Genomic DNA, 14271 nt, shown 5'->3' with positions numbered 1-14271 from the left:
CTAGGGGGTGAAGGCGGATCGGACCGTTGCGGAGGTGGAACGATCCCAAGGGTCGCCCCACCGCGCTACTGCTGCACCCGGGCGAAGAACTTCCGCCGCACCGACCGCGGCGTGTCACCGAAGTAGCCGGCCCACCAGTCTCCGGTTTCCAGGTGCTTCACCGGTTCGTCCGGCTTGCGCCATTGCAGGGATTCCCGGAAGGCATGGTGCGTATACAGCCGCATGAATTCGCCCAGGTAGATATCTGCGACTCGTGTGTTGCCGCGGACGATCAGCATGTTTTCGTCGTTCTCGGTGGTCGACGACACGCTGAAGTTCGCCGAACCCGCCACCACCACCGGATCGCTGCCGAGCGGGTCGACCAGCATGAACTTGTTGTGGATGTAGCGCACGTTCTTGCTCAGACCCGACAAGCGCTCCTTCACCCAGCCATCCAGCGCGTTGGTCTGGATGAACGCACCCACGGCAAAGGTGTTTTGGGGCATGTTGCGCAGGGCCTGCATCTTCGCGAGCTCGGCCTGCTTCTCCGGCCCTTCCTTCATGGCCCGGATCAACGACTCGAAGAGCGCGAGCCGAAATGGGGCGGTACCGTTTTCGTAGGAGTCCTTGAACCTGTCATTCATCCCGAATGCAAATGTCATGAACAAGCCGTCTTTTGCGTTGGCTGCCAGGTCGGCGTACCAGTCCAGCATCTCGAGGTTCGTGCGCGGGCTGAAGATCACCGACGTTCCCTTCGGTGGCTTGCCGGTGATCGACGGAGATTCGGTTTCGGCCTTGTCCTTGATCGCAGCCATTTCCGGGTCCTTGTGCAGCGCCGTCCAATAGGCGAGATACGCCCCGGCGATGTCCTTGTCCTGCACGACATGCGCGACGTTGGAGTGCCCGAAGATCCCGTTCTCGGAAAAGTTGGTGCCGCCTGTCCAGACCTCCACCGGTTCATCGTGCTCCAGCTTCACGATGAACTTGTTGTGCGAGATGTAGGACGCGCCCGCGGTACGTTGCTTGCAGATCTGCTTGAGGCCGTTGTCCTCGACCGCCTGGATATTGGTGGCCCCGGGATTGTCGCTGCGCGCGTCGTAGACGATCTTGATGTCCACGCCGCGCTTGTGAGTCGCCCTGAGCAGCTGCAGGAAGGGCGCATAGTTGAACTCATAGGCCGCGATGCGCAGGGAATGCCTGCCTGCCTCGCAGGATGAGACGAATTCCTCCAGCGCTTCGTTGAGCCCTCTCGACAGCCAGATGAAGGCTTGCCGATTCGGCACCTTGTCCGGCGGCCGGTTGCCGAAGCGCCGCGCATACGCCTGCGATACGGCCACGCCACGGTTGAAGTAGATGTCGTGGTCGCCGTCCTCCGGGCTTTCCGTTCGCAGGCTGACTGCCGTCGTGGCGTGCGGCGTGAGGTGCTCCGGGCTTCCTTTCAGGGCCGTGACCGTGTATGTGTAATCGTGCCCCGGCTTGGCGGTGTAGTCGGCCCACTGGAAGCTCTGCACGGGATGGTCGCGCGTGGAGTACTGCGAGCCGCTTGCGAGCTGGGGATCGGTCGCCGCGAAGCACTTCATGCCTTCGAGGTAGTACGCCTCGTTTTCGGTATGGTCCACGCGGTGGATGGAGAAGCCGAGCAGTCCCGCGCATGCCGCCTTGTCCAGATGGAAGCCCAGAAGTACGACATAGGTTCCGGAGACGGCGAAGACTTTGAGTCCGCCGGTGGTCTTGCTCTCGCGCATGGATCCCTCCCGTTGGGAAATGAGCGCAGTCTAGAAGTGGGAAACGCGACCGTCAACGCGCCTTCACCCCCAAAACTGCGTTTTGGCGGCGCCACCTCCTCCAATTGGAGGAGGCATACTGTGCGTCCGTTTTTCATGAGGTGCTCAACCATGTGCGATGTGAACGATCAGGATGAACTCAAAAAATACACCCGCCGCGATTTCGCTGCGTGGGCGGCGTCCGCAGGCATGCTGACGGTGCTGCCGCGCGTCGCGAATGCGGTAGCGGTGTCGGAACATGAAGTGACGATCACCACGCCCGACGGCACGTGCGACGCGTACTTCGTCGCGCCCACCGCGGGCCCGGCGCCCGGCGTGCTGGTGTGGCCCGACATCTTCGGCTTGCGTCCCGCCTTCCGGCAGATGGGCCGGCGCCTCGCCGAGTCGGGGTACAGCGTGCTGGTGGTGAACCCGTTCTACCGGCAGAAGAAGGCGCCCACCGCGTCGCAGGCCGGCAACACGCCGATCGCCGAGGTGATGCCGCTGATGCAGGCCCTGACCCCCGCCATGCACCTGGCCGACGGCAAGGCCTTCGTCGCATGGCTCGATACGCGGGCCGAGGTGGACAAGGCGCGCAAGATCGGCACCACCGGTTACTGCATGGGCGGCCCGATCGCCGTGCGCACCGCCACGGCGGCCCCTGGCCGCGTAGGCGCCGTCGGCACCTTCCATGGCGCTGCCATGGTGACCCCCGCGCCCGACAGCCCGCATCGCCTTGTGGGCCAGACGAAGGCGCGCTACCTGATTGCGGTGGCCGAGAACGACGACAAGCGCGATCCCGAGGCGAAGGTCGCGCTGCGTGCCGCGCTCGACGCCGCGAAGCTGCCGTCCGAGGTGGAGGTGTACCCGGCCGCGCACGGCTGGTGCCCGCCGGACTCGCAGGTCTACGACGCCGCGCAATCCGAGCGCGCGTGGGCGCGCATGCTGGAGACCTTCAAGCAGGGTCTGGCCTGAGCGGCGCGAGCGAGCGGGTAGTCAGCGGATCGCGCTCGCCGTCGAAGAAGCGGGCGAGGCACTGCGCGAAAACCGGTGCTGAAGACGCGGCATCGAACAGGGTGAGGCACGAGCGCAGCTTCATCGCGTCGACGTCACCGAAGATGTCTTGCGCGGACCGCTCGCCCGCCGTCAACAGCAACTCGCAGCACTCGAGCAGGCGCGGGCCGAGCAGCGGGTGCGCGAGGTACGCGCGTGCTTCGTCGGCGCCGCTGATCCCGTAGAACTTCGCGCTGCCGCTGCGGCCGAGCGCCGCAAGCTGCGGGAAGACGAACCACATCCAGTGCGTGCGCTTCGACGCCTCAGCGAGTTCCATCAGCACGCGGTCCCACACCGGCGCTTGTGCGTCGACGAATCGCTGGAGGTTGAAGGGGTCCATGTCGGCAGGATACGGCAGGTTTCGACCCATAGCGCACGTCACGAACGCGCGGCGCACGTCGTCCCCGCAGTGCGGTCCATTGATTACTCTGTCAGGGCTAGGCTTCAGACTCGATCAGACTCGAACAGACGGGATAGATAGCCCGGCTGCATGGATGCATTTCCAGAGAATGCTCGGGTGATCGCGTCAAGCATGACCCGCGTCCGCGCGGGCATCAGCCTCCTCGTCGGGTACAGCAGGTTGATGTCGGCGCCCGGAAGCGGATAGTCGCGCAAGAGCGCCTTCACACGCCCGGCGCGCAGGTCATCTTCGAATATCCATACGGGCGCCAGTCCGATGCCCAGGCCGTCACGTACAGCGTTGAGGATGGCTTCGTGGTGATTGAGCCGATAGCGGCCTTGTACGCTTATTTCGCATCCTTGAAAAGGCCACAGGCTGCCCGTTGCCAACTGCGTGTGGAGGATGCAGTCGTGGTGCAACAGTTCTGTCGGCGTCGCGGGTTCCGCCCTCGCTCGCAGGTATTCGGCGCTGGCGAATACCGCGCGCTCTGAAATGCCGACCTTGCGCGCTACCAGCATGCTGTCCCTCAAGGTGCCGACGCGTACTGCCATATCGAATCGCTCCTCGACCACATTCACGTAATCGTCCGACAAATGCAGTTCGATCTCCAGCTCCGGATAACGCGTTAGGAGGGGCGCTACAAGGGGCTGTACATGCAGTCGACCCACCAGAACAGAACAGCTGACCCGCAACAGGCCTCTCGGTTCATCGTCTCCGCGTGCGGCGGAGTCCGCTTCCTCCACGGCTTCCAATGCAAGGCGCGCATCAACGTAGTAGCGCTCGCCCTCGGCGGTGAGCAATAATTTTCGGGTCGTCCGTTGGAAGAGTCGAATGCCGAGATGATCCTCCAATGCGGTGATGTGCCGGCTGACATTCGGCTGCCCGATGCCCAACTCTCGCGCGGTGGCGGAAAAGCTACCCGTCTCGACGGCCCTGACGAAGCAGGCCATCCACAACAACTTGCCCGTTGCACGGTCGGCTCCCCTGTCGATGGGCTTCGGATTCATGCGCCAGAAGCATAGGCGATATGAGCCTCGCCTGCCTTCACCGGACGCCTCCGACGCTCAACACTTGCCTTCTCCGCTAACCCTTGTTTCGAACACAGAAAGGCAAACAAATGAAGATCGAACTGAACGGAAAATTGGCTGTGGTGACCGGCTCCACTGCAGGAATCGGCCTGGCGATTGCGCGGGGCCTGGCTGCCGCCGGCGCACGGGTTGTCATCACCGGCCGCACAGAGGCGCGTGTGCAGGCGGCGATCGAGAATATCCGCGCAGGGCAGCCGGACGCGCAGCTTGACGGGGTTGCCGCCGATCTGGGCACCCCCGAGGGGGCCGCCGCCCTCACAGCCGGCGTCGAACACGCCGACATCCTCGTCAACAACCTCGGCACCGCCAACCTGAAGCCCTTCCAGGAACTCACCGATGGAGACTGGTTGCACCTGTTCGACTTCAACGTGATGAGCGGCGTGCGTCTCGCGCGACATTACCTGCCCCGCATGGTCAGCAAGGGTTGGGGCCGCGTTGTGTTCATCAGCAGCGAATCGGCCCTGAACATTCCCAAGGACATGATCGACTACGGCATGACCAAAACGGCCCAGCTCGCAGTCTCGCGCGGCCTGGCCGAACTGGTGGCCGGCAGTGGAGTGACCGTCAATGCCGTCGTCCCCGGCCCCACCGCCTCCGAGAGCCTCAATGGCTGGCTCGAACCGGTCGCAAAGCAGGAAGGCAGGACACTCGAGCAGGTCCAGAAATCGTTCATCGAATCGCAGCGTCCCACATCGCTGCTGGGCCGATTCACGAGCCCCGACGAAGTCGCGAACATGGTGGTGTATCTGGCATCCCCCCAAGCCGTGGCGACCACGGGTGCCGCCCTGCGGGTCGACGGCGGGGTGGTGCGCAGCATCGCATGACGTTGCCCCTCAGACACTGAGGATCGTGACGGCGGCAACCGCGGAGTCCAGGCCCAGGTTGCCACCCGAGCATTCCGCCAGTGCAACCTTGGCGCCATGTCGCTGGCGCGCCCCGGCTTCCCCGCGCAGCTGGGTCGTGAGTTCGACGATCTGCGCGAGTCCCGTGGCGCCAACCGGGTGGCCCCGGCTCAGAAGCCCGCCGCCCGGGTTCACTGGCAGCGAGCCGCCGACAGAGGTGACGCCGTCGCGCACAAGGCGAACGCCTTCATTGCGGCCCGCGAAGCCGAGGTGCTCGTACAGCATGATCTCCGCGGGTGCCGATGCATCATGCACTTCGGCGACGTGGATATCGTGGGGACCGATGCCCGCTTTTTCGTAGGCGCCGTTGGCGGCACGCACGGCGCACACCGGATCGACGCCATCCGCGTTGGCGGAAACAAGCGTGCTGCTGCGCACGTAGACACTGCGGCGGCTCGCGGCAGAAGCGGCGCCGCGGACCAGGATCACGGCCGCCGCACCGTCGGCGATGGGCGAACACATTGGCAAGGTGAGCGGCTCACTCACCATTCGCGCGGAAAGCACTTCCTCGATGGTGGTGGGCGTGCGGAACTGCGCCAGTGGATTCAGGCTCGCGGCCTGGCGGCTCTTGACAGTGATCATCGCGAAGTCTCGCGGCGTCGCGCCGCTGCGCTGCATGTAGCGTCGTGTGCGCTCGGCATAGATGTCCATGAAGACGGACCGGTCGCTGGGCGCGTGCCTGTCCTGCGCTTCGCGCTCCTCCACATCGACGCCGGACGCGTAGGCGGCGAACGTGACGGCCTTGTCGGCGTGCGTGAGCTGCTCGCTGCCGATGGCCAATGCAACATCGACCTGCCCGCTCGCGACGGCGGACCAGGCGAGATGGAGCGCCGTCGAGCCTGAAGCGCAGGCGTTGTCCACATTGATGATGGGCTTGCCCATCAGCCCGGTGTGGCGCAGCGCCACCTGGCCGCGGATGGTTTCCTGCCCCGTGATGAGGCCGGACAACGCATTGGCGAAGTAGACGGCGCCGATGCGGCCCACCTCCATCTGTGCATCGAGCAGCGCCGCATCGAGCGCCTGTTCGGCCATCGTTCGCACGCCGACGCCGAGATACTTGCCGAAGGGCGTCTGTCCGACGCCCGCGATCCTGACTTGGTCCATGCTGTTTCCTTTGGATTAATCGTTGACCTTGATTCCGGTGGCCCGCACGAGCGTCGCCATCGCCGCAACTTCGTCGCGGACGAAGCGGTTGAATTGCGCGGCGTTCATGGACATGGGTTCAGTCCCCATCTTGAACAGTTGCTCGCGCAAGGCAGGCTGCGCCACGACCTGCGCAAGTGCCGCGCTCGCTTTTTCCAGGATAGGGGCCGGTGTTTTCGATGAAGCAAACATCCCCACCCAGGAGGAATAGCTCGCGGCCGGGAAGCCGGCCTCCGACATGGATGGCACATCGGGAAGAATCGCAGAGCGCTCAGATGGTCCTACGGCCAGTGCCCGCAGCCGGCCACTCTTGATCAGCGAGACCGCCGCGGGGATAGGCGCGAACATCCAGTCCATCCGTCCTGCCACGGTGTCGGACAGGGCCTCCGTGGTTCCTTTGAACGGCACGTGAACGACATCCATCCCCGTCGTGACCACCAGCTTCGCGCTGTTCAGGTGCGACCCGGATCCCACGCCGCCTGAGCCATAGTTCAACTTGCCGGGCTGTTGCTTGGCAGCCTCGACGACATCCTTCACGCTGTGGAACTTTTTCGATGGCGAAGTCACCATGATGAACATCGACGAGCCGATCGGACCCACAGCGGTGATGTCACGCAGCGTGTCATATGCCAACCTGGGATAGAAGGAGGGGTTGATCGCGTGGGCGGATGACGTCACGAGGAAGGTGTAGCCGTCGGAAGGGGCCGCCACCAGCATGCCGGCGGCGATAGAGCCGCCCGCGCCCGGCTTGTTGTCTACGATGATGGAATGCGCGCCCAGCGCTTCTGCGAGCGCAGGTGCGACGGCCCTTGCGACGACGTCGGTCGCGCTCCCGGCGGTGAATCCGTTGAGGATGCGAAGCGTCCGCGCCTTGGGCCAGGGCGCTTCTTCGGCGAGCAGCTTCGCCGGTATGATCCCCCCGACGAGCGAAGCAGCAAGCAACGCCCGTCGCGAGGTGCAGATGGTTGTATTCACGATCTCGTCTCCTTATTCGAATTTCAGGTCGCCCAACTGCGACAGGATTTCGCGCCACCGGATCATCTCCTCGTCGATGGCGCGCGCGGTGGCTACCGGCCCCCAGCCCGTCACCTCGTAGCCGGACTCGGCAAGGCGGGCGCGCAGCGCGGGATCGTTCATTGCCTTCACCACTTCCTGCGAGACCTTGGCAACAATCTGCTCCGGCGTGCCTGCGCGAGCGAACACGCCCCACCAGGGCGAAAGGCGCTCGACGTGCGCAATGCCCAGTTCGCCGAAAGTGGGAATGTCCGGCGCGGCGGGCGATCGGCGCTCGCCAGTCACGGCCAAGGCACGTAGTTTTCCGGACTTAACGAACGGGGCCGTGACGCCGATGTCATTGATTCCCGCGGACAGCTGGCCACCCACGAGGTCATTGAGCATAGGCGCCGCGCCCTTGTACGGCACCGCGACCAGATCGAGAGCCAGGGTCTTGTTCAGGTACTCGCCCAGGATATGGAAGGAAGATCCCGTTCCCGGAAAGCCATAGCTCACACTCCCCTTCCGCTGGCGTGCGCGGGTGACGAACTGATCGAAACTGTTGATCTGGAGCGCGGACCCGACATACAGGACCAGAGGGGTGCTCGCGATATGTGCGAGTGGCACGAGATCGCGTTTAACGTCGTAACCCAGTTTTTTTCCTGTGGCCGGAACAAGCGTGATGGGTGTGTTCAGCGTGAAGAGCAGGGTGTAACCATCGGGCTTGTCACGCGCCACTTCGGCCGCCCCGAGAACGCCCGAGGCGCCAGGAATGTTGTGCACGACGACCGGCTGCTGAAGGCTTGTCGACAGTTGCTGGGCAAGCTGTCTAGCCACATAGTCGGTGGGCCCGCCCGCGGCCGTCGGGACCACGAGGCGCACCGGTCGCTCGGGGTATGGCCGGTCCGCCGCATGCGCCGCAGAGCACGCCGCCGTGGCCAGCATCAAGGACGTGCACGCAGCACGAAGAGAAAATTTCATCGCGTTTCCTTAGCGAGCCGGGATTCCATGCCGCAATTCGTCGTTCACCCGCAGTCCACGCTCGAATGCCTGGCGCCACGGGCGCGTCATGCCCGGCATATCGTCAAGCGCCGACTTTGTTTTCGAGAGAACCTCCGGCTTGAAAGCCGCGATCCGCGCCGCGATTTCACGCGCTCGCGCAATGAGACGATCGGCCGGCAGCGACTCGTTCACGAGCCCCCACTGTGCCGCGGTGGCGCCGTCGATCTGGTCGGCCGTGAGGGCTAGCCACGCCGCCCTCTTTGGCGTGAGGTGGAATTGGGCGGCAGGGCCAGAGAGCTGCGGAAACGCGCCGAACGACACCTCGGGCAGCCCGATGATTGCGTCGTCTGCCGCCAGCGCGAGATCGCACACGCCGAGGAGCGTCACGCCGCCCCCCAGCGCCACACCGTTGACCGCGCTGATGAATACCGCCGGGTGTGAGCGGATGGCCAGGTTGATCTCCGTCCAGTCGGTCGCCGGTTCCTCCGTCACATGGCTTGCGCGATCGGCCGCGTATTCCTTCAAGTCCACGCCGGAACAGAAGGATGCGCCCGTGCCCGTGACGATCACGCACCGGAACCCTCCGTCCGACGTGGCGATCAGCGCTTCACGTAGCTCGCCTCTCGCGGCGCGGTCCAACGCGTTTCGCTTGTGCGGCCTGTTGATCGTGATCATGGCGACCCCGCCCTCGCCCAATTCGACTTCGATGCTCCGCGTGGCGGGCTTGCCGGACTCGCGCATGTTCATCGGCCCTGGTACACCGGCGGTCGGCGCTCCTGGAACGCGCGGCGGCCTTCGATCCGGTCCTGCGTGTCTCGCAGCACCCCCAGCACATACTGTTCGCGGCGGATGGCCGCCTCGAGGTCCTCATCCATCCCGTCTCGAACCAGGCGCTTGATCGCGCGCACGGACAGGGGCGCGTTCTCCGCCATGCGACGCGCAATGGCACGCGCATGCGCCTGCAGCGCCTCGGGCTCCACCACGGCGCTGACCAGACCGAGTCGCAGGGCCGCTGCGGCGTCGATGCGGTCGCCGGTCAGCATCATGAGCATGGCGTCTGACCGGCCGATCAGCCGGGGCAGGCGCTGGGTGCCGCCCGCTGCCGGAATGCTCCCAACGCGAACCTCCGACTGGCCGAACTCCGCGTTCGACGCGGCGACACGCACATCGCTGAGCAAGGCCAACTCCATTCCGCCCGCGAGCGCATAGCCATTCACTGCGCACACGATGGGCTTCTCGATATCGAGTCCGGCGAAGGGGTAGTAAGGCAACTTGCGGCCGAACGTCAGCTGCGCGACGCTTTCGGCGGGCGGCATGGTTTTCTTCAGGTCAGAACCGGTACAAAACGCCTTGTCGCCGCTTCCCGTCAGGATGACGACTCGCACATCGTCATTCTGGTCGAGACGCGGAAACGCTTCGTTGAGCTCGACGAGCGTCTCGGGGTCGAGCGAGTTGAGGGCTTCCGGCCGGTTGAGCGTCACGGTTGCGATCCGCTCGGAAATTTCGATGAGGAGGGTCATGATGGTGGAGAGTGGGAAGGGGTCAGGCCGCGAGAAACGCGGACTGGAGAATGTCCAGAGACAGGGCGCGCTTCATCAGGACGGGGGCCTCGAGCGCGCTATTTCCCCATCGCAGGCAGTCAGCAACCTTTGCCTGGAGCTGTTGGTGAGTCAGCGGCTTTTCGGGGGCGCCGCGAAGTGTCTCGACCCGCGTGCTCCAACGTTGCCCCTCGGCCGTCTTCACTTCCAGGGTGGCCCAGCGCGGCGTCATCGTCCCGTGCTGCTCGCGCGCCGTGATCCTGGGCATCAAAGCTTGAATGGCGGGCCGCCGTATCGCGTCGTCTGAAAAGGACTGCAGCGAGATCTCGCCGTCAACCAGCGCGGCCGCCAGCGCGTACTGCATGCTGAATCGCGCCTCGGTCGCGTTGGTCGGCTGCTGCTTGATCAGTGGAGCCAGCGCGCCGTAACTGGTCTCCACCTGGATCTCGGACACGGCATCGGCCGTGAACCGGTGCGCATCGCGAAGGTCGAACATCCCATCCAGCGCGCGATGCACCGCGTAGCACGCAGGGTACTTCTTGACTTCGATTCCGCTGCGGTCGATCTCCAGCGGTTCGTGCCCGATCGACGCGAAGCTGTCTGCGAGCTCCTCGCCCGCCGAGTACAGCGCTGTGAAGCCGGCCTTGCCGTCCAGCGCGTCTCCTGCCGCCGTGAGTCCTGCCTCGGCAAGCAGGGCCGCGCGGGCGCCACTGGCGGCGGCATATCCGGCTTGGAACGACTTCGCATCGGTTCCGAAACTCGCACGGGTGCCGGCGGCTTGCGCGACGGCGAATCCGATCGCATGCGTGATGCGGGACTGATCGAGGCGGAGCAGGTTGCCGCAGGCCACCGCGCTCGCTACCGTGCCGACGGTGGCCGTCATGTGCCAGCCGCGGTCATAGTGCGTCTGGTCCAGACCTCGTCCCAGCCGGCAGGCCACCTCAAATCCTGCGACGTAGGCTGCGGCGAGTTGCGGACCGGTCACGGCTCGGGCCTGTCCCAATGCGACGAGCGCAGGCAGAAGGACGACGCTGGGGTGGCCGCACATCGGAGAGCTGGCGTCGTCATAGTCGAGCGCATGGGCCGCGATGCCGTTGAAAAGCGCTGCCCCCTCGACCGACGCGTCGAGGGCCGTTCCCCAGAGCCGCGCAGGACCGCCCGATCCCTGGCCGCGCGCATAGCGCAACGCGCATTCGACGGGCCGCTCGCCACGGGCGGCAATCGCCACTGCGAAGGTGTCGGCCATCGCCCTGCCGCAGGCCTCCAGGTGAGCTGCGGACAGCGACGAAGGGCGGAATTCCGATGCGAACCTCGCGATCTGCTGAGCAGCGGCGGTCATGTCAGGACGCCCTCCGTGCGCAGCGTATCGATCTCCTCTGCGGCGAGGTCGAGCAAACTGCCCAGAACCTCGTCGGTGTGTTCGCCGAGCAGCGGCGCAGCCCGCGTCGGCACTTGTCCGACGTCGCTCATCCGGTACGGCGGCGCGCCGTAGAGGGTTCGACCCATCTCGGCGTGGTCGAGGCTCACCCAGTGCTGACGATGCCGAAGTTGAGCATCGTCTTCGACCAGATCCCGTGCGTTGCGGACCACGCTGGCGGGCACGCCCGCACGCTGCAGTGTCTCCATCAGCTCCTCCGCGGAGCGCCCCCGGGTGACTGCCGCGATGCCCTCGTCGATCCTTGCCGCTTCACGCCGGCGATCCTGCAGGGATGCGCCTGCGAGGCTCTCCAACTCCTGCGCAGAACCTAGTACCTGCAGCAAGGCGCGCCACTGCGAGTCCGACGACACGGAAATCGCAATCCACCGGTCGTCGCCGGTGCATGGATACACCCCATGCGGGCAGGCGTGCTCGCGTTCGTTGCCGCTGCGCACCTGAACGCGGTCGTTCACGGTGAAGTCGAGCACCGAGGGACCCAGGAGCGAGACCGTTGGCTCCGTTTGGGCCACGTCGATGAATTGCCCTTCCCCGGTGCGCCGCAGGTGCCGCAGTGCAGCCAGCACGGCGAAGGCGGCATGACAGGGGTTGGGAATGTGATCCGGGTAATTCGTACCGGTCCCTGCCGGCTCGCGCCCGGGCAGGCCCGACAGGAACTGCAGCCCGGTCAGCGCGCCGATGGTGAGCCCATAGCCCAGGTAATCCCTTTCAGGACCGGTGGCACCTTGCATCGACATTGCGAGATAGATGATCTCCGGCTTGATCGCGCGCACGGCGTCATAGCCGAGGCCGAACTTCTCCATGGTTCCGGGGGTGAAGTTGTTCGCCACGATGTCGCTGCGCTGGATGAGCCGCCTGGCGATCGCCTGGCCGCGTTCGTCCTTCAGGTTCAGCGTGATGCTTCGCTTGTTGCTGTTGCGCTCGGAGAAGTAGCCGCTACGGTTGACTCCCTGCTTACCATCCTTGAAGGGCCGGCTGATTCGCAGGCTGTCGAGCCGTTGCTGGCTCTCGATCTTGATGACGTCCGCGCCAAAGTCCGAGAACATCTTGGTCGTGAACGAGCCGGCGCCGATCCAAGTGAAGTCGGCGATCCGGACGCCAGCGAGGGGCAGTGCGTTCATGCCGTCAGCTCCTGTGCAAATTCTGCGAGCAAGTCATCGTGTTCTCCCACGCTTGGCGCGGGGCCGCGCGAGCGCCAAGGCGTGGCGGACAGGTGATACGGCGCGCCAGGCATCTGGACGGGCTTGCCAATCAACGGGTCCATCATCTCCACGAAGTGACCACGGGCAAGCAGTTGGGTGGAGTTGATCAGATCGGCCGGAGAGTTGATGGGGCACAAGGGGATGCGGCGCGCCTGCGCCTCGCTGTACAGCGCTTGCTTCGTGCGCTCGCGCGCGAACGGTCCGAAACAGCCGGCGAAGTGCGCGCGCGCGGCATCCGTCATCTGGAAATCCTGGCTGGCCCACTCAGGCTGGAGCATGACTTCCGCGCCCTGGACGCCGTCCTCCATCATCCAGCGCACGCATGCCTCGCGGAACCGGTCGGGCACGATGCCGCCCGCCATCAGGTAGACCTGTCCATCCTGGCAGTCGAACACGCCGGTACCGGCCCAGCGCGGTTTGCCGCCCTCGCGCTTGCGCACGACACCCTCGAGGTCATAGAACTGGATTGCGTTCTCCATGCCCTTGACGACGCACTCCTGGACTGACACGTCGATGTGCCTGCCCATGCATCGCCCTGCCCCATCGCTGCTGAGCAGGGCTGTCATGCTGGCAACCGCGGCAAACTGCGCGGCCGCGAGCCAGGCGTGATTGCCCGCGACGGCGATGGGCGCCGAATCGTGGTAGCCGCCGAGGGAGAGCATGCCCCCGGCAGCCAGCAAAATGAGGTCGTCGCTTGCATAACCGGCATACGGTCCGGACTGGCCGAAGGGCGTGATGCTGGTCATCACGAGCGAGGGTTTCAGCGCGTGAAGGCGATGGAAGTCGAGGCCACGCGCCGCCATGCGGCCCGGGGGCTCAGCCTCCAGGATCAGGTCGCTCATGGCAACGAGCTCCTTGAATTGTTGCTGGCCTTGCGCGGTGTCCAGGTCGATGCGCACGCTTTTCTTGCCTGCGTTGAAGTAGGCGAATGCCAAACTATGTTTAGCGCCGTCACTGCCTTCGAAACAGGGCGGCTGGCGCCGCACACGCGATCCGTCGGGCGGTTCGATCAGGATGACCTCGGCGCCCAGATCCGAAAACATCTTCCCGCAGTATTGGCCGCTCGCATCCGACAGATCGAGCACGCGCAGTCCAGCCAATGCGTCAGACATGGATCACCTCCCCCGTGCGGCAATAGGCCCGTCCGGCAATCCGGCCCAGCGGGCTCAGGCGCGAATGGTCCACCCGGTGACCCGATACCACACCAGCCGCGCTGTGCACAGCCAGCACTTCGCCGACGATCATCGTGGTGCGGGAGCCGGTCCCGCCGAATTCGACCGTGCGCTCGAGACGGCATTCGAACTGCAGCGGCGACTGCGCAATCCGGGCGGGCCGGATGTGGAGAGACGGCACGGTGGTGAAGCCCACTTCGTCCACCTCGCTCACGGACGGCGGATACAGCTGTGAGCATTGCTGCACCTGTTCGGCCATCGACTCGGTGACGCTGTTGATCACGAATGTCTTCGTGGCTAGCACGTTGCGCACCGTGTCTTTCGCCCCACCCGGCAGATCGTGCGCGACGAAAGCCAGCAGTGGCGGGGTGACCGACACGATCACGTATTGGCTGAACGGCGCGGCATTGAGCACACCCTCTTCACTCAGTGAGGTCACCAGGGCGATGGGCCGGGGCACGACCGATCCCGTGAGGAACTTGTAGCGGCTGTCCTCCGTCATCGACATGAGGTCGAGAACGTCGAAGCGCGGAAGAACGTCGGAGGTGGTTTCAAGCATGCGGCAAGTGTGGCGGGGAGCGGGGCGCCGCTCAATGGAGAT

Annotated in this window: 14 protein-coding genes; 2 read left to right on the top strand and 12 right to left on the bottom strand. The window is 65.1% G+C overall.

Annotation, left to right across the window (positions count from 1 at the left end; all coding sequences use genetic code 11):
* Positions 1-65: 65 nt before the first annotated feature.
* Complete coding sequence (locus tag I5803_RS21445) at positions 66-1724, bottom strand: phospholipase D-like domain-containing protein (protein ID WP_196988338.1); 1659 nt, start codon at positions 1722-1724, stop codon at positions 66-68.
* Positions 1725-1874: 150 nt separating this feature from the next.
* Here I5803_RS21445 and I5803_RS21440 point away from each other — a divergent pair, with 150 nt between their 5' ends.
* On the top strand, positions 1875-2717 hold the full coding sequence (locus I5803_RS21440) for a dienelactone hydrolase family protein (RefSeq protein ID WP_196988337.1): 843 nt from the start codon (positions 1875-1877) through the stop codon (positions 2715-2717).
* Here the strand turns inward: I5803_RS21440 and I5803_RS21435 are convergent.
* Both I5803_RS21435 and I5803_RS21430 read right to left on the bottom strand, forming a co-directional pair.
* Complete coding sequence (locus tag I5803_RS21435) at positions 2698-3135, bottom strand: DUF1810 domain-containing protein (protein WP_196988336.1); 438 nt, start codon at positions 3133-3135, stop codon at positions 2698-2700. The genes I5803_RS21440 and I5803_RS21435 overlap by 20 nt on opposite strands.
* A 104-nt stretch (positions 3136-3239) precedes the next feature.
* Positions 3240-4202, bottom strand: a complete 963-nt coding sequence (locus tag I5803_RS21430) for a LysR family transcriptional regulator (protein WP_196988335.1) — start codon at positions 4200-4202, stop codon at positions 3240-3242.
* A 110-nt stretch (positions 4203-4312) separates the two neighbouring features.
* Here I5803_RS21430 and I5803_RS21425 point away from each other — a divergent pair, with 110 nt between their 5' ends.
* Positions 4313-5107, top strand: a complete 795-nt coding sequence (locus I5803_RS21425; RefSeq protein ID WP_196988334.1) for an SDR family NAD(P)-dependent oxidoreductase — start codon at positions 4313-4315, stop codon at positions 5105-5107.
* Between the two features lie 9 nt (positions 5108-5116).
* On the opposite strand, the gene I5803_RS21420 is transcribed toward I5803_RS21425, so the two are convergent.
* Genes I5803_RS21420 through I5803_RS21380 form a run of 9 tightly spaced genes read right to left on the bottom strand, consistent with a single transcriptional unit; the run spans position 5117 to position 14229 of the window.
* Positions 5117-6289, bottom strand: coding sequence for a thiolase family protein (locus I5803_RS21420; protein ID WP_196988333.1), 1173 nt, complete (start codon positions 6287-6289; stop codon positions 5117-5119).
* 15 nt (positions 6290-6304) lie between these two features.
* The gene (locus tag I5803_RS21415; protein ID WP_196988332.1) at positions 6305-7303 is read right to left on the bottom strand and encodes a Bug family tripartite tricarboxylate transporter substrate binding protein; all 999 of its coding nucleotides are present in this window, start codon (positions 7301-7303) and stop codon (positions 6305-6307) included.
* Between the two features lie 12 nt (positions 7304-7315).
* Complete coding sequence (locus tag I5803_RS21410) at positions 7316-8302, bottom strand: Bug family tripartite tricarboxylate transporter substrate binding protein (protein WP_196988331.1); 987 nt, start codon at positions 8300-8302, stop codon at positions 7316-7318.
* Between the two features lie 9 nt (positions 8303-8311).
* On the bottom strand, positions 8312-9070 hold the full coding sequence (locus I5803_RS21405; RefSeq protein WP_196988330.1) for an enoyl-CoA hydratase/isomerase family protein: 759 nt from the start codon (positions 9068-9070) through the stop codon (positions 8312-8314).
* The gene (locus I5803_RS21400; protein ID WP_196988329.1) at positions 9067-9843 is read right to left on the bottom strand and encodes an enoyl-CoA hydratase/isomerase family protein; all 777 of its coding nucleotides are present in this window, start codon (positions 9841-9843) and stop codon (positions 9067-9069) included. Before I5803_RS21400 ends, I5803_RS21405 begins: the two co-directional genes overlap by 4 nt.
* A 22-nt stretch (positions 9844-9865) precedes the next feature.
* Positions 9866-11200 carry an MmgE/PrpD family protein gene (locus I5803_RS21395; RefSeq protein ID WP_196988328.1) on the bottom strand — a complete coding sequence of 445 codons (1335 nt, stop codon included), beginning with the start codon at positions 11198-11200 and terminating at the stop codon, positions 9866-9868.
* Positions 11197-12417, bottom strand: a complete 1221-nt coding sequence (locus I5803_RS21390) for a CaiB/BaiF CoA transferase family protein (RefSeq protein WP_196988327.1) — start codon at positions 12415-12417, stop codon at positions 11197-11199. The genes I5803_RS21395 and I5803_RS21390 overlap by 4 nt, the downstream gene beginning before the upstream one ends.
* Positions 12414-13610 carry a CaiB/BaiF CoA transferase family protein gene (locus tag I5803_RS21385; RefSeq protein ID WP_196988326.1) on the bottom strand — a complete coding sequence of 399 codons (1197 nt, stop codon included), beginning with the start codon at positions 13608-13610 and terminating at the stop codon, positions 12414-12416. Before I5803_RS21385 ends, I5803_RS21390 begins: the two co-directional genes overlap by 4 nt.
* Positions 13603-14229, bottom strand: a complete 627-nt coding sequence (locus I5803_RS21380) for a flavin reductase family protein (protein WP_231402494.1) — start codon at positions 14227-14229, stop codon at positions 13603-13605. The genes I5803_RS21385 and I5803_RS21380 overlap by 8 nt, the downstream gene beginning before the upstream one ends.
* Between the last annotated feature and the right edge of the window lie 42 nt (positions 14230-14271).

Source organism: Caenimonas aquaedulcis, from assembly GCF_015831345.1.
Lineage (GTDB): Bacteria > Pseudomonadota > Gammaproteobacteria > Burkholderiales > Burkholderiaceae_C > Ramlibacter > Ramlibacter aquaedulcis.
This window is presented reverse-complemented; position numbering and strand designations above follow the sequence as displayed.

Excerpts from the sequence above, each read along its gene's own strand:
- I5803_RS21400 (WP_196988329.1), bottom strand. The coding sequence starts at position 9,843 with ATGACCCTCCTCATCGAAATTTCCGAGCGGATCGCAACCGTGACGCTC.
- I5803_RS21440 (WP_196988337.1), top strand. The coding sequence starts at position 1,875 with ATGTGCGATGTGAACGATCAGGATGAACTCAAAAAATACACCCGCCGC.
- I5803_RS21435 (WP_196988336.1), bottom strand. The coding sequence starts at position 3,135 with ATGGACCCCTTCAACCTCCAGCGATTCGTCGACGCACAAGCGCCGGTG.
- I5803_RS21395 (WP_196988328.1), bottom strand. The coding sequence starts at position 11,200 with ATGACCGCCGCTGCTCAGCAGATCGCGAGGTTCGCATCGGAATTCCGC.
- I5803_RS21430 (WP_196988335.1), bottom strand. The coding sequence starts at position 4,202 with ATGAATCCGAAGCCCATCGACAGGGGAGCCGACCGTGCAACGGGCAAG.
- I5803_RS21390 (WP_196988327.1), bottom strand. The coding sequence starts at position 12,417 with ATGAACGCACTGCCCCTCGCTGGCGTCCGGATCGCCGACTTCACTTGG.
- I5803_RS21425 (WP_196988334.1), top strand. The coding sequence starts at position 4,313 with ATGAAGATCGAACTGAACGGAAAATTGGCTGTGGTGACCGGCTCCACT.
- I5803_RS21380 (WP_231402494.1), bottom strand. The coding sequence starts at position 14,229 with ATGCTTGAAACCACCTCCGACGTTCTTCCGCGCTTCGACGTTCTCGAC.
- I5803_RS21385 (WP_196988326.1), bottom strand. The coding sequence starts at position 13,610 with ATGTCTGACGCATTGGCTGGACTGCGCGTGCTCGATCTGTCGGATGCG.
- I5803_RS21420 (WP_196988333.1), bottom strand. The coding sequence starts at position 6,289 with ATGGACCAAGTCAGGATCGCGGGCGTCGGACAGACGCCCTTCGGCAAG.
- I5803_RS21405 (WP_196988330.1), bottom strand. The coding sequence starts at position 9,070 with ATGAACATGCGCGAGTCCGGCAAGCCCGCCACGCGGAGCATCGAAGTC.
- I5803_RS21445 (WP_196988338.1), bottom strand. The coding sequence starts at position 1,724 with ATGCGCGAGAGCAAGACCACCGGCGGACTCAAAGTCTTCGCCGTCTCC.
- I5803_RS21410 (WP_196988331.1), bottom strand. The coding sequence starts at position 8,302 with ATGAAATTTTCTCTTCGTGCTGCGTGCACGTCCTTGATGCTGGCCACG.